Here is a 15,662-nt window from a genome sequence, read left to right on the forward strand (position 1 = left end):
ACAGCCCTTATAGGACCACTCGTTAACCCGCCATTGATAAAATCAGCATTAAGGTTCACCAATGGCGGCATTAACAAAGTCTAGAGCTTCTATAATAAAGCGTTCTCTCGAATCAGCCTTATTAAGATAATGCCCCTCACCCTTTAACTTAATAAATTCGACGTTCTTCTTACTTTTTTTCAATTTTTTGTACATTAACTTAGATTGATCGATATTGACAACATCATCATCCTTACCGTGTATTAATAAAATAGGTGACGTGAAATTTTCTGCATAATTAGCAGGTGACTTTTTATCTAAATCAGTTTTATCTAGACCACCGTCTTTAATAACACGATCCCAATAATTCAGAATAGAACTATAACGGCCATGGTCACGCCTTTCCGTCTTTAGCATTTTATTTAGCTCACTGACACCCGCAAATGAAACAACGCACTTATATAACTCAGGAGTAAAAGCACCGCCTGCAAGTGCAGCATACCCACCATAACTAGCACCAACAATGCAAACTCTATTTTTATCGATAATACCCTGTTCAATCATCGCGAGTAGAGCGTCACTGATATCTTCCTGCATTTTACCACCCCACTCACCTCGCCCCGCTATTTTAAATGAATGGCCAAAGCCTGAGGAACCTCGAAATTGTGGCTGTAGTACAGCGTAACCCTCATTAGCAAATGCTTGCGCCCACCAATCAAAACCAATTTGATCATAAGACTCTGGCCCTCCATGTGGCATTACGATAGCCGGCAGATTCTTTAAAGAATCCACTTTATAACGAGGAACAGTTAATAACACCGGTATCACTAAGCCATCTCTAGCTTTGATATTACTTGCGACAATAGGGTGAATATCCTTTACATCAACAGCAGGCCGTGACGTCGTAAGAAAACGAGGTTTCTTATCCTTTGAAAATAAATAATAGTCGCCAGGACTCTGCACGCCCGACACATAAGCAATGATATGATCTGTATTGTCAACACTCGGCATAATACGAACATTCTGCCCCTTGAATGATGCTAAAATTTGCTCAATGCGTCCCTGCAACTCCGAATCAAAAAATTCATACGTTGGTAAAAAGCCACTATAAGACAGGCCTATGACTTTTCGGTTGACTGTCTGGTAATAATCTTCGATAAGGCTTTTATCCCTCTTATAAAGCGGACCAGATAAACTACCATCGATTAAAGACATCAAGCGATATTCTTCTGCCTCACTATTTTCAGGCTGTAACACAACTACTATCGAATCCTCATCGTTGCTTAAACCTATAAAACCAAGCTCGATCATTGCCGCTCGTTGCTTAAAAATACTTTCCCATTTTTTCCCGCGCTTAACCTGAAGCTCATGCAGATCATTAACCGAATCGTAAAGCTCTCGGGCGACCAATTCACCTTGGTCGTTCATAAAAAAATCGACAGCATTCTTGTGGCCAGAATCAAAAACAATAGGATGATCTGGATCACCCAAATCCACCTTCATCAATGAGTAGCGAGTTTTTTGATTACCACGAATACTATCGGTCTGTGTAAAGGCAGGCATAAATACGTACTTAGCATCTTTAGACACACCAACAACATGGCCCATACCATCCTGCCAACTATATATATTGTCACCACGAGTTAGTAACTGCTTAATAGTTGACTTTTTTATGTCCAGCACAAAAGCGGTACTATGATCGAGCCTCGACCGTAGATCACGAGCCAAAATAATGAGCCTATTTTCATCCAAAAACCAAAATTCCAAAGGATGAATATCAGACAAGTCATATGCACCAATAAGTGTATTTTTTTCAGTAGAAACGACATGTAAACGATCTATGTCTCGATCACGCTTGCGAAATGCGACTACCCCCCCAGTCTGAGATACCGCCATGAGCGATACACTAGGTGGAGCAGCATAGTCTTCTCGACTTGGCTTAGCATCAACGTAGGAGACTGTAGCAACGAACAACAATACGTAAATACATTTTTTTGCTATAAGACAAACTAAGTGCTTATACAATATGAACGGGCCTTCCATGAATAATTTACTTATCATTGTCTTATTTATTCTCTAGCTATTATTAGCAGATATTTTAACAGCGCAAAACACCCGCCTGTAATCTTTGCTCCGTTTTTTTAGTTTGCTCTGAATTTTTAATCACTTACACCTTCAACGGTGACAAGCCTCTAGAAGCAACTTGGATCAATACTTGCAGAGTCTCTTAATCATTAAAGCCTTATATATACGTTAGGCTTTGGCGACCACAAAATGCACCACAAGGGTGCAACCGTGCGCACCAAGGCTAGAAAGTGGTGAACCAAGATGGCTCATAGCTATATAGAAAACCTGATAAAAGAAGAGAAGCTGCCCGCAAGCTTTGCCAAACAGGTGGAACAATACTATCTACCGATAGCAGGACAGATTGGCCGATCCGCAAAGATTAAAAGTATGGTCTTAGGCCTACAAGGCTCTCAAGGGTCGGGCAAAAGCACAACAGCACTTTTTTTAAAAGCCATTCTAGAACAAGAGCACCAACTTAAATGCGCAGTACTATCTCTAGATGACTTTTACTTAAGCAAGTTAGAACGGCAGAGCCTCAGTCAAAAAGTGCACCCTTTATTAGCCACCCGCGGCGTGCCTGGCACTCATGATGTTGATTTTGCCATTCGCACAATTCAAAACCTTCTAAATTCTGAGCGTAAGCAAAGTGTCAAATTACCTCGCTTTAATAAAGCCATGGATGATCGTTACGACGAAAGTTTTTGGGATAAACAAAACCCACCTGTTGATATTGTCATCTTTGAGGGCTGGTGCGTAGGTGCTGAGGCTCAAAGCTTAGAAGAGCTAGCAGAGCCAATTAACAAACTCGAGCAAGATGAAGACAGTAATGGCTCTTGGCGCCGTTATATCAACAATAAATTGGAGCATGAATATCAACAATTATTCTCTCTGATTGATGCTCTTATTGTAGTCGAAGCACCAAGCTTCGACTGCGTATTTGAATGGCGATCACTACAAGAAAAAAAGTTAAGAGATAAAAGCCAGCAAGAACATAGCTTAGCGACCCAAATTATGGACGAGCAAGAACTGCTTAGATTTATTAGCCACTATGAGCGACTAACACGACACTGCCTTAAAACACTTGGCCCTAAAAGCCATTTTTTATTAAAACTACGCAGTGATCATCAAGTTGAATCACTCCAAATTTCAAGGTCTCTATGAACAAAAGTATCAAGCCCTTACTTATTTCAACAGACCTAGATGGTACTTTATTAGATCATCACACCTATAGCTGGAAGGCCGCAGAAGAAAGTATTAACAGACTAAAGTCACTCAATTACCCCGTGATAATCAACACAAGTAAAACTCGGGATGAAGTGATTAGCCTACAAAATAAAATCGGCCTAGTTAGCCCTTTTATCGTAGAAAATGGATCGGCCATTTATTATCCAGAAAATGGTGATTACAGAGAGATTGTACTAGGCTCCCTACGCCAAGATATCGTTAACTTTATTAACGATATAAGACAAGGAAAAAACTGGCAGTTTGAATCCTACAGCGACTGGGACATAGAAACATTGATAAGCCATACAGGATTGGACCTAGACGCTGCAAAAAAATCAATGTTACGCCGATTTTCAGAACCCTTTATATGGCATGACACTGACAGGGCTTTAAACGAATTTAAACAGTGCATAGAATCCGCTGGTTTTCGCCTACTCAAGGGTGGGCGTTTTTTTCATATACTAGGTCAAAGTGACAAAGGCCAAGCCATTAAATCACTTGACGAAAATTACTCAAACAACACAACACTTGTATGCTTAGGAGATAGCTATAACGACTTAGATATGTTGGCAGCTGCCGACATCGCCGTACTCGTTCGATCGCCAGCTTACGGCTTCCCTGAATTTAGTACAGACAAAGAATTAATACGAACGACTGCCATGGGGCCTGAAGGCTGGCACGAAGCAATGAATTCAATAATAAATAGAGGTTAATATGGGTGATTTTTATCAAAATGGAATTATTACGACTCTGCATGATTTAAAGCAGCGTCCCTTAGAGCACATGGAAGATGAGCTGCGCCAGTTCTCCCAAACTAGACCGATGGGTCTTATTCTACCGTCACTTTTCAGTGAACTAGAAGGCGACGCACTTGCCAACATCGTTAACGAACTAAGTAAAGTTGACTACCTCAATGAAATTGTTATTGGTTTAGACAGAGCAACAGAAGAAGAATATCGCTATGCGCTCAAATTCTTCGAGCCTCTAAAACAAAATTTCAAAGTACTGTGGAATGATGGCCCCCGCCTGCGTGCTATTGATGAAAAATTACGAAATGAGGGATTAGCACCAACAGAACCCGGCAAAGGCCGCAACGTTTGGTATTGTATGGGGTATACCTTGGCTTCAGGTAAAGCTGAAAGTATCGCCCTTCACGATTGTGACATTGTCACTTATGATCGCTCACTGCTTGCACGCTTACTCTACCCTGTTGCCAACCCTAATTTTAACTACGAGTTTTGTAAGGGCTATTACGCCCGAGTAGCCAGCGGCAAGATTCACGGTCGCGTCAGCAGACTGTTAGTGACACCATTAATTAGAGCGTTAAAACGCACTATCGGCCATAACGACTATTTAGATTTTATTGATAGCTTTCGCTACCCCCTCGCTGGTGAGTTTTCTTTCCGAGCCGATGTCATGACCGATATTCGTATCCCAAGTGACTGGGGCCTAGAGGTTGGCGTACTTTCAGAAATGAATAGAAACTATGCTAATAACCGCTTGTGTCAGGCCGATATTGCCGATGTCTACGATCATAAACATCAAGAGCTAAGCCCTGAAGATGCAGCTAAAGGCTTAAGTAAAATGTCCATCGACATTAGTAAAGCTTTATTCAGAAAACTCGCCACAAACGGTATTGTATTTAATAGCGAGACTTTCAGATCAATTAAAGCGACCTATTTCCGTATCGCTCTCGACTTTGTCGAAACTTACTACAATGATGCACGCATGAATGGCTTAAAGCTCGATGTACACAGCGAAGAAAAAGCGGTGGAACTATTCGCTAAAAACATTTTGGCAGCAGGCCAAAGCTTTTTAGACAACCCTATGGAAAAACCTTTTGTGCCTAGCTGGAACCGAGTAACAAGTGCCATACCTGATGTACTTGAACAAATTCATACTGCCGTAGATCAAGACATGGAAGAGTATTCCTAAGGGTAAAACAAGGAAGTTAGTGCAAAGTTAATAGCAGTATTAATACTACTTATATCGAACAGAAACTCTTTTACAGAAGCAACGAGTAAACGAATGAATACTGAGGCGAAAAACGAATTACAGTTTGTTCTGACAAGTCACTTAAGTTTTATCTACGAAAGCCACGATGCGGCGGCATTGAGTGATGAACTGATAAACATAATGGACTTAAATGCCAACTGTCAGAAGCCCAGTAGCCACCAAAGCACATGGGATGAGCAACACGCTTATCTTATTTGCTATGGAGACTCCATTCGCTGTGAACACGAACAGCCTTTAAAAACCTTGTCACGCTTTTATGAGAAAGAACTTAAGGGCGTGATAAGTGGCATGCATATCTTGCCCTTCTTTCCTTACAGCTCTGATGATGGTTTTTCTGTCATCGACTACGCCCAAGTCAATGACAGCCTAGGCGATTGGGATGATATCGAACAAATTGCCAAGCAGTGCCGTTTAATGTCTGACCTTGTTATTAACCATTGCTCAAGTCGGAGCCGTTGGTTCGATAATTTCAAACAAAATAAGCACCCTGGTGCCAATTACTTTTTTGAGGCCTCGACGGAAGATGATCTGAGCATGGTGGTTAGGCCAAGAACCTCACCGCTGCTCAGAGAAGTAGAAACCTTAGAGGGGAAAAAATACGTCTGGTGCACCTTTAGTCACGATCAAGTCGATCTAGATTTTTCAAACCCTGAAGTCCTTAAAGAGTTTGTAAAAATCATAAAACTTTATCTCGACAAAGGAATACGAACTTTTCGTCTGGATGCGGTAGCCTTTATCTGGAAAGAAATTGGCCATGCAAGCATCCACCATGAAAAGACTCATGAAATCATTCGCCTGCTACGTAATTTAATTGAGTACCACAGCCCAGAAGCAATCATCATTACTGAAACCAATGTTCCCAACCACGAGAACCTAAGCTATTTTGGTAACGCCAACGAGGCTCACGCTGTTTACAATTTTAGCCTACCACCACTTGTGCTCCATGCAATGGTTACAGGTAACAGCCAACATTTGAAGCACTGGCAGATGAGCATGCCCCCCGCTCAACTTGGCACTTTCTATTTTAATTTTCTCGCCTCTCACGATGGCATTGGCCTGCGCCCAGCTGAAGGCTTATTAGATGAAGACGAAATAGGCACTGTCGTTAATTGTATGCAGCAATTCGGCGCCCGAATTAATTGGCGTAGTGCCGCCAATGGGGTTAGCAAACCTTACGAAATCAACATCACCTATTTTGATGCGATGCAAGGCACACATAAAGGCCCAGACCAATGGCAATTACAACGCTTTTTGTGCGCACATGCGATAATGCTCAGCCTAGAAGGCGTACCAGCCGTCTATATTCAAAGCCTTGTGGGTGGACAAAACTGGGAGCAAGGTGTCGAACTCAGTGGCCAGAACCGAGCTATTAATCGCTACAAGTGGAACTTTGATGAACTTTGCGGCAAGCTCAATGATGAACATACACACCACAATAAAGTCTTCTCCAATCTGAAGAAGCTGCTTGGCATACGCTGCCAACAGCCCGCCTTTCATCCTAATGCGACACAGTTTACCCTGCACCTCGGTGACCAAATTTTTGCATTCTGGCGCCAAAGCTTAAAACGCGATCAAAGCATTTTTTGTATACACAATATTAGTGATGAAAAACTAAGTATTCCGCTTTCATCGATCAACCTGATTCAACTGGATCAATGGTACGACTTGGTCAGCGGCAAGCCCTTTAATGATCTTCAACAAGACCTTGTACTAGCACCCTACGGTTTTGTTTGGTTGAGTAATAAGCTTTAAGCTGGCTAAAACTGGCAAAATTAGAAATTTGTGCTAGTTACTTAGGTGTACGCTGTGCAGTAGAACTGCTCGGCACCCAGCCAAGACATAAGCTCCTAGGGCACGTTATGGATAGCACGCTCAAAGTACTTGTCGTTGATGATAGCCTCAGCCAGTGTCAGCTACTGTGCAACTACCTTAGCCACTACGGTGTAAGCTCAGTTGAATACTGCCATGATGGTCAGGCCGCTTTAGATAAAGTTGATAAAGACAGAGCACGACCTTATGACGCCATCTTTATAGATTTACATATGGAGGGGATGGACGGGCTAGAGTTAATGCAACAACTCAACAAGCGTTTTTATCGTGGTGGCGTGGTCATTGTGTCCTCCCTCGATAGCCGTATTATTGATTACACAATGGAGGTCGTCTCTGATTACAACCTGCGCTTACTTGGCTCTATTGAGAAACCTATAGAACGCTCCTTAGTTGCCTTTATGGTACGCCGTATTCGCAGCTTTAATAACACCAAGATCAACCCTGAAAACCTCCCCAAGCGCAGAGACATTAACGTCGCCATGCTGAATAATCAGCTTGAAGTTTATTTTCAGCCCATTATCAATGCCGACAATAACACTATCTACAGTCTTGAATGTTTATGTCGCTTGAATATGGATGGCCGAGGCTGCTTAACACCCAGCGATTTCTTACCAGTGATCGAGAAGTTCGACCTATTCCCTGTATTTATGGAGAAACTAATCGAAGCCGCCGCACAAGGTTTAACTCGGTTTGAAAAAAAAACCGGCTTAGCCCCTATTATATCGATTAACCTCAGCCCCAGGCAGTTACTAGATGAGTGCCTACCAGAAACGTTGAATGAACTGCTAAAAAGCAAGCATATTGATAAAAGCCGAGTAAAATTTGAGATTACAGAGAATGACAATTTAAATGCCGACGTGCAAAAGAAGAATTTAAGCCGATTACGTATTCAAGGTTTTGATTTAAGTTTAGATGACTATGGCGCGGGTTATACCAACCTAAGACAAATTATTAAGATGCCATTTACAGAAATCAAACTCGATACTGAATTAATTAACGGTATGCATAAAGATAGAGTACTACGAATAATCGTAGAGAGCATTCAAAATCTCTGTGCAGAATTAAAGCTAGACCTCGTAGCCGAAGGTGTTGCCAATGCTCAAGACCTTATCCTATTAGATGACATTGGTGTGCGCTTATTTCAAGGTTATTTCTTTTCACGCCCCAAACCAATTGATGAGTTAATTCGCTGGTATCAAAGCTGGCAAAAAACAATAGAAGCCAGCTGCGATAGAGATAAACGCTTCTTCGATAAAAGATAACATAGCGTATGCCAGCTCCCTTGGACTCACCGCCATAATGAAGCCGATAAGATTACAGTATCTATCTTTTTAATGGCAGCGCCGTGTTCCCCCTGACAAAACTAAACCTTATTGAAAACTAAGCGATTAAAGCAGAGCCCCGCTAAAAAGATGACCCAGGCTGTTCTAAAAAAAGTAACTCTTCGGGACTCGACTGCCGCCCCAATACCGGGTTCCTATGGGGGTAGCGACCAAAACGATCAATAATCTCTTTATGCCTTACTTCAAAATCTAAGTTATTTTCCATACCTTTACTCGAAAATAGAGACATTGCTTGTTCATGTATGACAACGCTTTCACTATGCATATAAGGCATGTACAAAAAACTACGCTGTATTGGTGGCAACTCTTTATCCACCCCCAAAGTAACCGCTTCCTGAGCCAAGACTAAAGCTAGGGCATCACAAGAGAAGGCTTCGGCTTGATCGCGAAAGATATTTCGTGAGAACTGGTCTAGCACAATAATTTCTGCCAATCTGCCTTCCGGACTTCGTCGCCATAGATACAATTCACAGGACCTAGCCTGCTTATGCACAGCCATAAACCTATTAGCAATGAGTAAATCTAACTCAGCATCTTTTTGCCACCACTGCTTTAGCTCTAATTCCGAAAACCAAAAGTTAATTACATCTTTATAGCTCATGCTAAATCCTTAATGTCATAACGGAAGCTAGGCTAGTGCTTCAAGTTGAAGGTTTTCTACCGCTTTCTGACAATTATCCAATATTTTAGCTTGTAAGGAATCGTCAGTAACGGCACGAGACAAAGCCAAACCACCGACCAGCAATACTGTAGCCTGAATAGCAGCCGCATTCTCAAGCCCTGTATTTTCTATTAGGCCAATATAACCGTTAAGTATACGTGTATAAGTTTGCCTGATATCTTTATCACGCTGATTAATATCAGACACTAAAAACGCCAATACGCAAAACTCTTGAGCGCCCTCACCACGACCAATATTAAGGTAGTGATTCGCCATCATCGTAGGTGTGAGATCTGGCACCGCAAGTATGATATCTCGAGCTTCCGCTGCTGCGCTTAATAAAGCCTCGCGATAAAGCTCCGATTTCGAAGAGAAATGGGAATAAAAAGCGCCTCGAGTAAGCTTAGCTCGTGTCATAACCTCATCAATTGTGACATCATCAAAGCCCTTATGAGTAAACAAATAAGCTGCCGCCTGCAGAATAAGCTTGCGTGATTCTAGTTTTTTCTCAGGTTTCCAGGCCATACCTTCAACTCCCCGATTGCTGTTTAAATACATAATACAGGCAGCCAAAATATGTTCTTTAACATATTTTGGCTGACGTTTAGCCTAGTTGTGCTTGCCAAAATAGGAGTAAAGCAATGCATAACCTCAAACTCTACGGTCCAGATTTCAGCTACTTTGTACGTGTATGCCGCCTAATGTGCCAATACAAGAACCTTAACTACGAACTCAGTATGAGTCCTAAAGGAGAGTTTATTCAGCCCTTTAGTGCGGAGCATGAACGCATTCACCCGTTTAGGAAAATACCAACACTATTTGACGACAAATATGAAATTACAGAAAGCCTAGCCATTGCAAGCTATCTAGAAGATATTGCCAAGCCGAGTTTGTTAGCCAATAAGGCTGTGGCAAAAGCGCAAGACCTAGCCTTAGCGAACATGATACAAAGCTATATACACAGTAGTGTAATGCGCAATATTGTTTTGGAGATTGCCTTCCCCAAAGGAGACAACAACGAAATACGCTGGTCACTTATTGAAGACAATAAGGCTCAGGCCCTTAAAGACTTAGCATGGCTAAACGAACGTCTAGGGCCAAACAAGCATTTATTCGGAAATAAACTGAGCCTCAGTGACTGTTATTTAATCCCAATGCTTGATTATTTTACTTACCTTCCTAGCCAAATAAACCTGATAAAAGATTTGGAAAACTTACAGCACTACCTTACATTTCATAAGGAACAAAGTTATAGCAAAGGCGTATTAGAAAAACCTCAAATCAATAGATAGAGCACCACACAGAAGCCTAGTGAAAGTCGCTAGGCTTACTTACGTTTACGCCAATAAGTAGCAAAACGTGGCAAACCTGTATTGGTTAAACCATAGTATTTAAAACTGACCGTTGAACCAATAGCAGGTGGTTTGACTCGATCCTCATCCGTAAACCCACTGCCCAGCTTAAAATTTCGAGTTTCACCAGATTCACTAAGCCAGCTTACAAGCACAGAGCCCATCATATTTTGATATTTTCCTTTGCCAGGATAATGCTTAAGAACGACAGCTTCGGCATCCCTATAGGGTTTTAATTTTAATAAATGATGAGTACGGCCTGCTATAAAGTGAGCGTCCGCTCTATGAAGCATAAGCCCTTCAGCACCCTGATCCAGTAAAGCCTGATACCAATGATTAAATTCAGACTCATTAATAAAGCGCCGCTGCTCCACTGCGTTTAAATGCTCGATACCCAAATTTTTAATTAACGTCGTATAATGCAAAACCCGCTGTTGAAAAGGGCCTGCGATACCTGGAGCATCAAAAACCATGTAGTGCACTTTTCGCCACTCACCGTCAACAGGCTCGTGCTTTGACACTACCGAACTAAGGCTTTCAAATTTGTTGCGCCCCAACCAAAGCTCGCCATCCAACCAAATATCAGGAAAACCTTCAGTAAACCAAGCTGGCGCGTTAATACGCTTTCCAGAGCGGCTTCTCAACTGACCATCACGCCACACTGCACGTATGCCATCGTATTTCTCAGAAACTAAATAGTCACTTATATCTTGTTGCTTATAAACGTGTGCAAGCTGAACTTCTGAGGCTCTGAGTGAATTCGAAAAAGTAATAAAACTGAAAATACAAAACAGAAAAGATAAGTGAATACTCATCGATGTCATCCGCTAATCCTTTAGCATATTAAGATAGCCAGCATCCTTGTGGCTTTACAGCAGTGTAGATAGAAATAGTTACTTATGCAGAAAAACTAGATATGCGCGGCTAAATATCGCTTGGGGAGTAATTTGAACGCACCCACTTTTCTAGCATACCAATTTATAACTAGTCACTAGAAAAGTGAGGCTTTGACTAACAGAGCTTTTAATAGAAAAGAGATTAAAAGCTGAATCGATAACCTATCGAAAAATACACTTTTGAAGAGCCGCCATCGACATCAAAACCTTCGGCCTTCAGCTCATCAAGCCTATCTTCTTTACCACCATCCGTGACGATATATAGTATGTCTGCTTCAAAGCCATGACGGAAGCGGCTTCCCCAACCAACAGACTGCCCCAAACCAAAAGAAGCTCCCTCGAAGGTCTCATATTCACCGTCACTACATATATCATCCCAAATACAGACTTTTCGATTGATCAAGCCGTTCGTACCGTAGTTAGCAACCAAGCGTGGACGCCAAACTCTATCCGAATCTGCTAAGTAATAACGTAAACCAAAATTGTATCCCAGCTCATCACCTGCCGCACCTATACCTGCAGAGGCATAGAGTTTATCAACCAGTTTTAAGTCAAAACTACCGCCAATCACACCGTAAGAAGCGCCAACCCCTGCACCCACAGAACCTGTATCACCGTGAGCAAATGCATTTGAAGCACATACGCTCAACGCCGCAATGCTAAGTCCTTGCTGAATCATTTTTTTCATAGCTTGAATCCCTCTAATTAATTCCATCTATCTTGATTAAGTCTCTTCGCTCAATTTGTAAACATAAAAAAGGGGCTCTTAGCCCCTTTAAAACTAAAAACTCACATTAGCTTATTTTGCGCGCTTACGTAGGTTCTCTGTCAATAATTTCTTACGAATACGAATACTTTCAGGTGTTACTTCCACAAGCTCATCATCTTCAATGAATTCCAAAGCTTGCTCAAGCGTGTGCTTGATAGGCGGAACCAAAGTAAGGGCTTCATCAGTACCCGAGGCACGGATGTTATTTAGCTGCTTACCTTTAGTAGGGTTAACCACCATGTCGTTGCTGCGGCTGTGAATACCAACAACTTGACCTTCATAAACTTCAACAGCATGACCTAGGAACAAACGGCCACGGTCTTGTAATGAGAATAATGCGTAAGCCAAGGTTTTGCCTTTAACCATGCTCACCAATACACCGTTATTACGCTTAGCAACATCGCCAACCTTAACAGGGCCATAGTGATCAAATACGCTGGTCATGATGCCTGAGCCCGAAGTTAAGGTTAGGAACAAACCACGGAAACCAATCAAACCACGCGAAGGCACGATAAACTGCAAACGCACGCGGCCTTTACCGTCTGGCTCCATGTTCGTTAGCTCACCCTTGCGCAGGCCAAGCTCTTCCATAATGGAACCTTGGTGCTGATCTTCAACGTCGATAACAACGGCTTCGAACGGCTCTTGGATCTCACCATCAATTTCTTTTTGCACCACCTCAGGACGGCTAACACCCATCTCGAAGCCTTCACGGCGCATGGTTTCGATCAATACACTCAAGTGCAATTCACCGCGACCACTTACTTTAAACTTATCGGCGGTATCGCCTTCCTCTACGCGTAGAGCCACATTGTGAATAAGCTCTTGATCTAAACGCTCTTTAATATTGCGCGAAGTAACAAACTTACCTTCTTTACCAGCAAAGGGGCTGTCATTAACAGAGAAGGTCATGCTTACGGTTGGCTCATCAACACTTAAAGCAGGCAATGCTTCAACATTGTCTGGATCACAAAGCGTGTCTGAAATACTAAGTTTGTCGATACCATTAATACAAACGATGTCACCGGCTTGGGCCAGATCAGTATCGATACGCTCAAGGCCCAAATAACCTTTAACGTTTAGAACTTTGCCTTTACGCTCATTGCCATCAGCACTTTTCACGATCACTTGCTGATTTGGTTTTAACGTACCACGAGTAATACGGCCAACACCGATAACACCTACGTAGCTGTCATAATCCAAAGCAGATACTTGCATCTGGAAGCTGCCTTCTGGGTCAACATCTGGCGCTGGGCACTTATCAACAATCATCTGATAAAGCGGAGTCATGTCGTCAGCCATGGCCTCTGGATCATTACCAGCAATACCATTGATGGCAGAAGCGTAAATAACTGGGAAGTCTAACTGCTCATCCGTCGCACCAAGGCTATCAAAAAGGTCAAATACTTGATCCATCACCCAGTCAGGACGAGCGCCAGGACGGTCAATTTTGTTGATAACAACAATTGGCTTCAAACCCTGTTCAAAGGCTTTAGAGGTTACAAAGCGAGTCTGAGGCATCGGGCCATCAACGGCATCAACCAACAAACAAACTGAATCAACCATAGACAGAACACGCTCTACCTCACCACCGAAGTCGGCGTGTCCCGGAGTATCTACGATGTTAATGCGGTAGTCGTTCCACTGAATTGCTGTGTTCTTAGCAAGAATGGTAATGCCACGCTCTTTTTCTTGATCGTTGCTATCCATGATGCGCTCAGCGCCTTCATCTTTGCGATCAAGGGTACCGCTTTGGCTAAGAAGTTTGTCAACGAGGGTAGTTTTACCGTGGTCAACGTGGGCAATAATGGCGATGTTGCGTAGATTTTCAATCACAGGATGGACTCAACGTAAGGCGATGGCTAAATAAGGGCGCGCATTATAGCTGAGCGTTGATTAAAAGTTATGCTTTATTTGAGCTGTAGCTATGAAAAACGACAAAGGGTGGCTTTTATTGTGCTAATTGCAGGCAAAATCTAAACAAAGGCACGATTTTATGCCCTCTAAAAGAAACTAAACGCCCACTTATTAAGAAGTCAGCGCCTAGCCTTAGCTCATAAATTTAATGCCTAATTTTAAAATCGGCCTCGTTAGAAGGCTCTTCCTCTATCACCTCAACATCAATTTGCATGACCTCAGCCTCTGAAGGTCCTTGCCACAACCAATGCTCTAAGGTTTCGAGGCGATCCACCGGACCACTCACCTCCAACTCAACATCGCCATTGTTAAGATTTCGAACCCAGCCTTTAAGGCCCAGTTCTTTTGCATGTTCTTGGGTACCGGTGCGATAACACACCCCCTGCACCCGGCCACTGACTTGATATCGACATCGAGGCATAGTTACTCCTTAGCTCAAACTGCGTCTGTGGATTAAGCTTAGACAGAAACTTTAAAAAGGAGAAAAAATGAATAGCGGCGACTATGGAAACTACATGTTGGCCTGCTTAGGTATGGCCGCCCTGCTTTGGGCTTATATGACACTAATGAAGAAAAAGCGTAAATATGACGCGAAAAGACTCAAAAAGATGGAAAAACAGCTAAAAGACCTAAAGATCGATTAAGCACTTTTATAAACGTGGCTTGTCATTGATCCCTGTCCACCTTTTTCTTTTAAATTTTCCACAATCATTCGTGGCGCCTTCCAGCGATCAGTCGCCCAATCTGGCGCTAACAGGTTTGGCCTGCGGGCATAAGCTGAAATCCTGTGAAAGACAACATCGGCAGGGGTAAGCCGAATCAACTCTGCCGCAGAGGCGACATAACCTTCAACATGCATGGTACCTAGGCGATGATTGCGCCAACTGCGTGCCATAGCACTACCTTCAACAATCAATAAAGGATGCAGTTTAATCCCCTGTGTACCAAGTGAAACGACTCTATCTAATGTTTCTAATGCGTGCGCATGGGTTTCGCGTGGCAAGCCCAAAATCAAATGAGTACAAACCTTAATGCCGTGCAACTGAGCCCGGCGCAACGCATCTTCATAAGCACTAAATTCATGGCCGCGGTTAATGCGCTTTAAGGTGTCGTTATGAGCCGTTTGCAAGCCTAATTCCAACCAAACTTCTTGCCCTTGATCTTGGTATTCTTGCAATAGCGCCAACACTTCATCGGGCACGCAATCTGGTCTTGTACCCACACACAAACCCACAACCTGCTTATCTGCTAGCGCTTCGTTATACAACGCTCGCAGCTGCTCTACTTCGGCATAAGTATTGGTGTAAGACTGAAAATACGCCAGGTAGGCTGGAGCCTTCTGATTCAACTCTTGTTCACGCTCATTGAGCTGCTCAGAAATAGTGCGCTCCTGCGCCTGCTCGTCGGCAAACGATGAGACATTACAAAAAGTACAACCACCGCGCCCAAGGGTTCCATCACGGTTTGGGCAGTTAAAACTGCCATGTAAGGCGAGCTTACGCACTTTGTGACCAAAGCGGTTTTTAAGGTAGTGGCTAAAGGTGTGGTAATACAGGTCTGATTGCATTCAGGCATTATCAAGCAGGCTGCCAGCATTAACCTTGTGCA

The 15,662-nt window shown here is 42.8% G+C and carries 15 protein-coding genes; 7 read left to right on the top strand and 8 right to left on the bottom strand.

Annotation, left to right across the window (positions count from 1 at the left end; all coding sequences use genetic code 11):
• Positions 1-48 precede the first annotated feature (48 nt).
• The gene (locus AB1S55_RS03110) at positions 49-1,875 is read right to left on the bottom strand and encodes an alpha/beta hydrolase family protein (protein ID WP_370980330.1); all 1,827 of its coding nucleotides are present in this window, start codon (positions 1,873-1,875) and stop codon (positions 49-51) included.
• A 432-nt stretch (positions 1,876-2,307) separates the two neighbouring features.
• Between AB1S55_RS03110 and AB1S55_RS03115 the strand changes: the two genes are divergently transcribed.
• The 5 genes from AB1S55_RS03115 (at position 2,308) to AB1S55_RS03135 (ending at position 8,378) form a co-directional block, all read left to right on the top strand.
• Positions 2,308-3,207 (top strand): phosphoribulokinase, encoded by a 900-nt coding sequence (locus AB1S55_RS03115; RefSeq protein WP_370980331.1) that lies wholly within the window; start codon positions 2,308-2,310, stop codon positions 3,205-3,207.
• Positions 3,204-3,983 (top strand): HAD-IIB family hydrolase, encoded by a 780-nt coding sequence (locus tag AB1S55_RS03120; protein WP_370980332.1) that lies wholly within the window; start codon positions 3,204-3,206, stop codon positions 3,981-3,983. Before AB1S55_RS03115 ends, AB1S55_RS03120 begins: the two co-directional genes overlap by 4 nt.
• Before the next feature lies 1 nt (position 3,984).
• Positions 3,985-5,205: a glycosyl transferase gene (locus AB1S55_RS03125; RefSeq protein ID WP_370980333.1), complete on the top strand. Its 1,221-nt coding sequence runs from the start codon at positions 3,985-3,987 to the stop codon at positions 5,203-5,205.
• Positions 5,206-5,298: 93 nt separating this feature from the next.
• A complete protein-coding gene (locus AB1S55_RS03130; protein ID WP_370980334.1) occupies positions 5,299-7,038 on the top strand; it encodes an alpha-amylase family glycosyl hydrolase in 1,740 nt (579 codons plus the stop codon).
• Positions 7,039-7,145: 107 nt separating this feature from the next.
• Positions 7,146-8,378 (top strand): EAL domain-containing protein, encoded by a 1,233-nt coding sequence (locus AB1S55_RS03135; protein ID WP_370980335.1) that lies wholly within the window; start codon positions 7,146-7,148, stop codon positions 8,376-8,378.
• A 142-nt stretch (positions 8,379-8,520) separates the two neighbouring features.
• Here AB1S55_RS03135 and AB1S55_RS03140 read toward each other — a convergent pair whose 3' ends face one another.
• The gene (locus AB1S55_RS03140) at positions 8,521-9,060 is read right to left on the bottom strand and encodes a DUF924 family protein (RefSeq protein WP_370980336.1); all 540 of its coding nucleotides are present in this window, start codon (positions 9,058-9,060) and stop codon (positions 8,521-8,523) included.
• A gap of 27 nt (positions 9,061-9,087) precedes the next feature.
• On the bottom strand, positions 9,088-9,645 hold the full coding sequence (locus AB1S55_RS03145) for a TetR/AcrR family transcriptional regulator (RefSeq protein WP_370980337.1): 558 nt from the start codon (positions 9,643-9,645) through the stop codon (positions 9,088-9,090).
• Between the two features lie 116 nt (positions 9,646-9,761).
• On the opposite strand from AB1S55_RS03145, the gene AB1S55_RS03150 reads away from it, so the two are divergent.
• Positions 9,762-10,412 carry a glutathione S-transferase family protein gene (locus tag AB1S55_RS03150; protein ID WP_370980338.1) on the top strand — a complete coding sequence of 217 codons (651 nt, stop codon included), beginning with the start codon at positions 9,762-9,764 and terminating at the stop codon, positions 10,410-10,412.
• 35 nt (positions 10,413-10,447) lie between these two features.
• Here the strand turns inward: AB1S55_RS03150 and AB1S55_RS03155 are convergent, their stop codons facing one another.
• The 4 genes from AB1S55_RS03155 to AB1S55_RS03170 form a co-directional block, all read right to left on the bottom strand.
• Entirely contained in the window at positions 10,448-11,287 is an 840-nt protein-coding gene (locus tag AB1S55_RS03155) for a DNA ligase (RefSeq protein ID WP_370980339.1), read from the bottom strand.
• A 223-nt stretch (positions 11,288-11,510) separates the two neighbouring features.
• The gene (locus AB1S55_RS03160) at positions 11,511-12,056 is read right to left on the bottom strand and encodes a hypothetical protein (protein ID WP_370980340.1); all 546 of its coding nucleotides are present in this window, start codon (positions 12,054-12,056) and stop codon (positions 11,511-11,513) included.
• Positions 12,057-12,167: 111 nt separating this feature from the next.
• Complete coding sequence (gene typA, locus AB1S55_RS03165) at positions 12,168-13,973, bottom strand: translational GTPase TypA (RefSeq protein WP_370980341.1); 1,806 nt, start codon at positions 13,971-13,973, stop codon at positions 12,168-12,170.
• A 226-nt stretch (positions 13,974-14,199) separates the two neighbouring features.
• Entirely contained in the window at positions 14,200-14,475 is a 276-nt protein-coding gene (locus tag AB1S55_RS03170) for an acylphosphatase (RefSeq protein ID WP_370980342.1), read from the bottom strand.
• Between the two features lie 67 nt (positions 14,476-14,542).
• Here AB1S55_RS03170 and AB1S55_RS03175 point away from each other — a divergent pair, with 67 nt between their 5' ends.
• Complete coding sequence (locus AB1S55_RS03175) at positions 14,543-14,698, top strand: hypothetical protein (protein WP_370980343.1); 156 nt, start codon at positions 14,543-14,545, stop codon at positions 14,696-14,698.
• On the opposite strand, the gene AB1S55_RS03180 is transcribed toward AB1S55_RS03175, so the two are convergent.
• Complete coding sequence (locus tag AB1S55_RS03180) at positions 14,695-15,621, bottom strand: TIGR01212 family radical SAM protein (RefSeq protein ID WP_370980344.1); 927 nt, start codon at positions 15,619-15,621, stop codon at positions 14,695-14,697. The genes AB1S55_RS03175 and AB1S55_RS03180 overlap by 4 nt on opposite strands.
• Between the last annotated feature and the right edge of the window lie 41 nt (positions 15,622-15,662).

Source organism: Agaribacterium sp. ZY112 (genome assembly GCF_041346925.1).
Classification (GTDB): Bacteria; Pseudomonadota; Gammaproteobacteria; order Pseudomonadales; family Cellvibrionaceae; genus Agaribacterium.

Bases quoted from the DNA above. Each gene is read 5' to 3' on its own strand.
- AB1S55_RS03110 (WP_370980330.1), bottom strand. From the start codon at position 1,875: ATGGCGGTATCTCAGACTGGGGGGGTAGTCGCATTTCGCAAGCGTGAT.
- AB1S55_RS03115 (WP_370980331.1), top strand. From the start codon at position 2,308: ATGGCTCATAGCTATATAGAAAACCTGATAAAAGAAGAGAAGCTGCCC.
- AB1S55_RS03120 (WP_370980332.1), top strand. From the start codon at position 3,204: ATGAACAAAAGTATCAAGCCCTTACTTATTTCAACAGACCTAGATGGT.
- AB1S55_RS03125 (WP_370980333.1), top strand. From the start codon at position 3,985: ATGGGTGATTTTTATCAAAATGGAATTATTACGACTCTGCATGATTTA.
- AB1S55_RS03130 (WP_370980334.1), top strand. From the start codon at position 5,299: ATGAATACTGAGGCGAAAAACGAATTACAGTTTGTTCTGACAAGTCAC.
- AB1S55_RS03135 (WP_370980335.1), top strand. From the start codon at position 7,146: ATGGATAGCACGCTCAAAGTACTTGTCGTTGATGATAGCCTCAGCCAG.
- AB1S55_RS03140 (WP_370980336.1), bottom strand. From the start codon at position 9,060: ATGAGCTATAAAGATGTAATTAACTTTTGGTTTTCGGAATTAGAGCTA.
- AB1S55_RS03145 (WP_370980337.1), bottom strand. From the start codon at position 9,645: ATGGCCTGGAAACCTGAGAAAAAACTAGAATCACGCAAGCTTATTCTG.
- AB1S55_RS03150 (WP_370980338.1), top strand. From the start codon at position 9,762: ATGCATAACCTCAAACTCTACGGTCCAGATTTCAGCTACTTTGTACGT.
- AB1S55_RS03155 (WP_370980339.1), bottom strand. From the start codon at position 11,287: ATGAGTATTCACTTATCTTTTCTGTTTTGTATTTTCAGTTTTATTACT.
- AB1S55_RS03160 (WP_370980340.1), bottom strand. From the start codon at position 12,056: ATGAAAAAAATGATTCAGCAAGGACTTAGCATTGCGGCGTTGAGCGTA.
- AB1S55_RS03170 (WP_370980342.1), bottom strand. From the start codon at position 14,475: ATGCCTCGATGTCGATATCAAGTCAGTGGCCGGGTGCAGGGGGTGTGT.
- AB1S55_RS03175 (WP_370980343.1), top strand. From the start codon at position 14,543: ATGAATAGCGGCGACTATGGAAACTACATGTTGGCCTGCTTAGGTATG.
- AB1S55_RS03180 (WP_370980344.1), bottom strand. From the start codon at position 15,621: ATGCAATCAGACCTGTATTACCACACCTTTAGCCACTACCTTAAAAAC.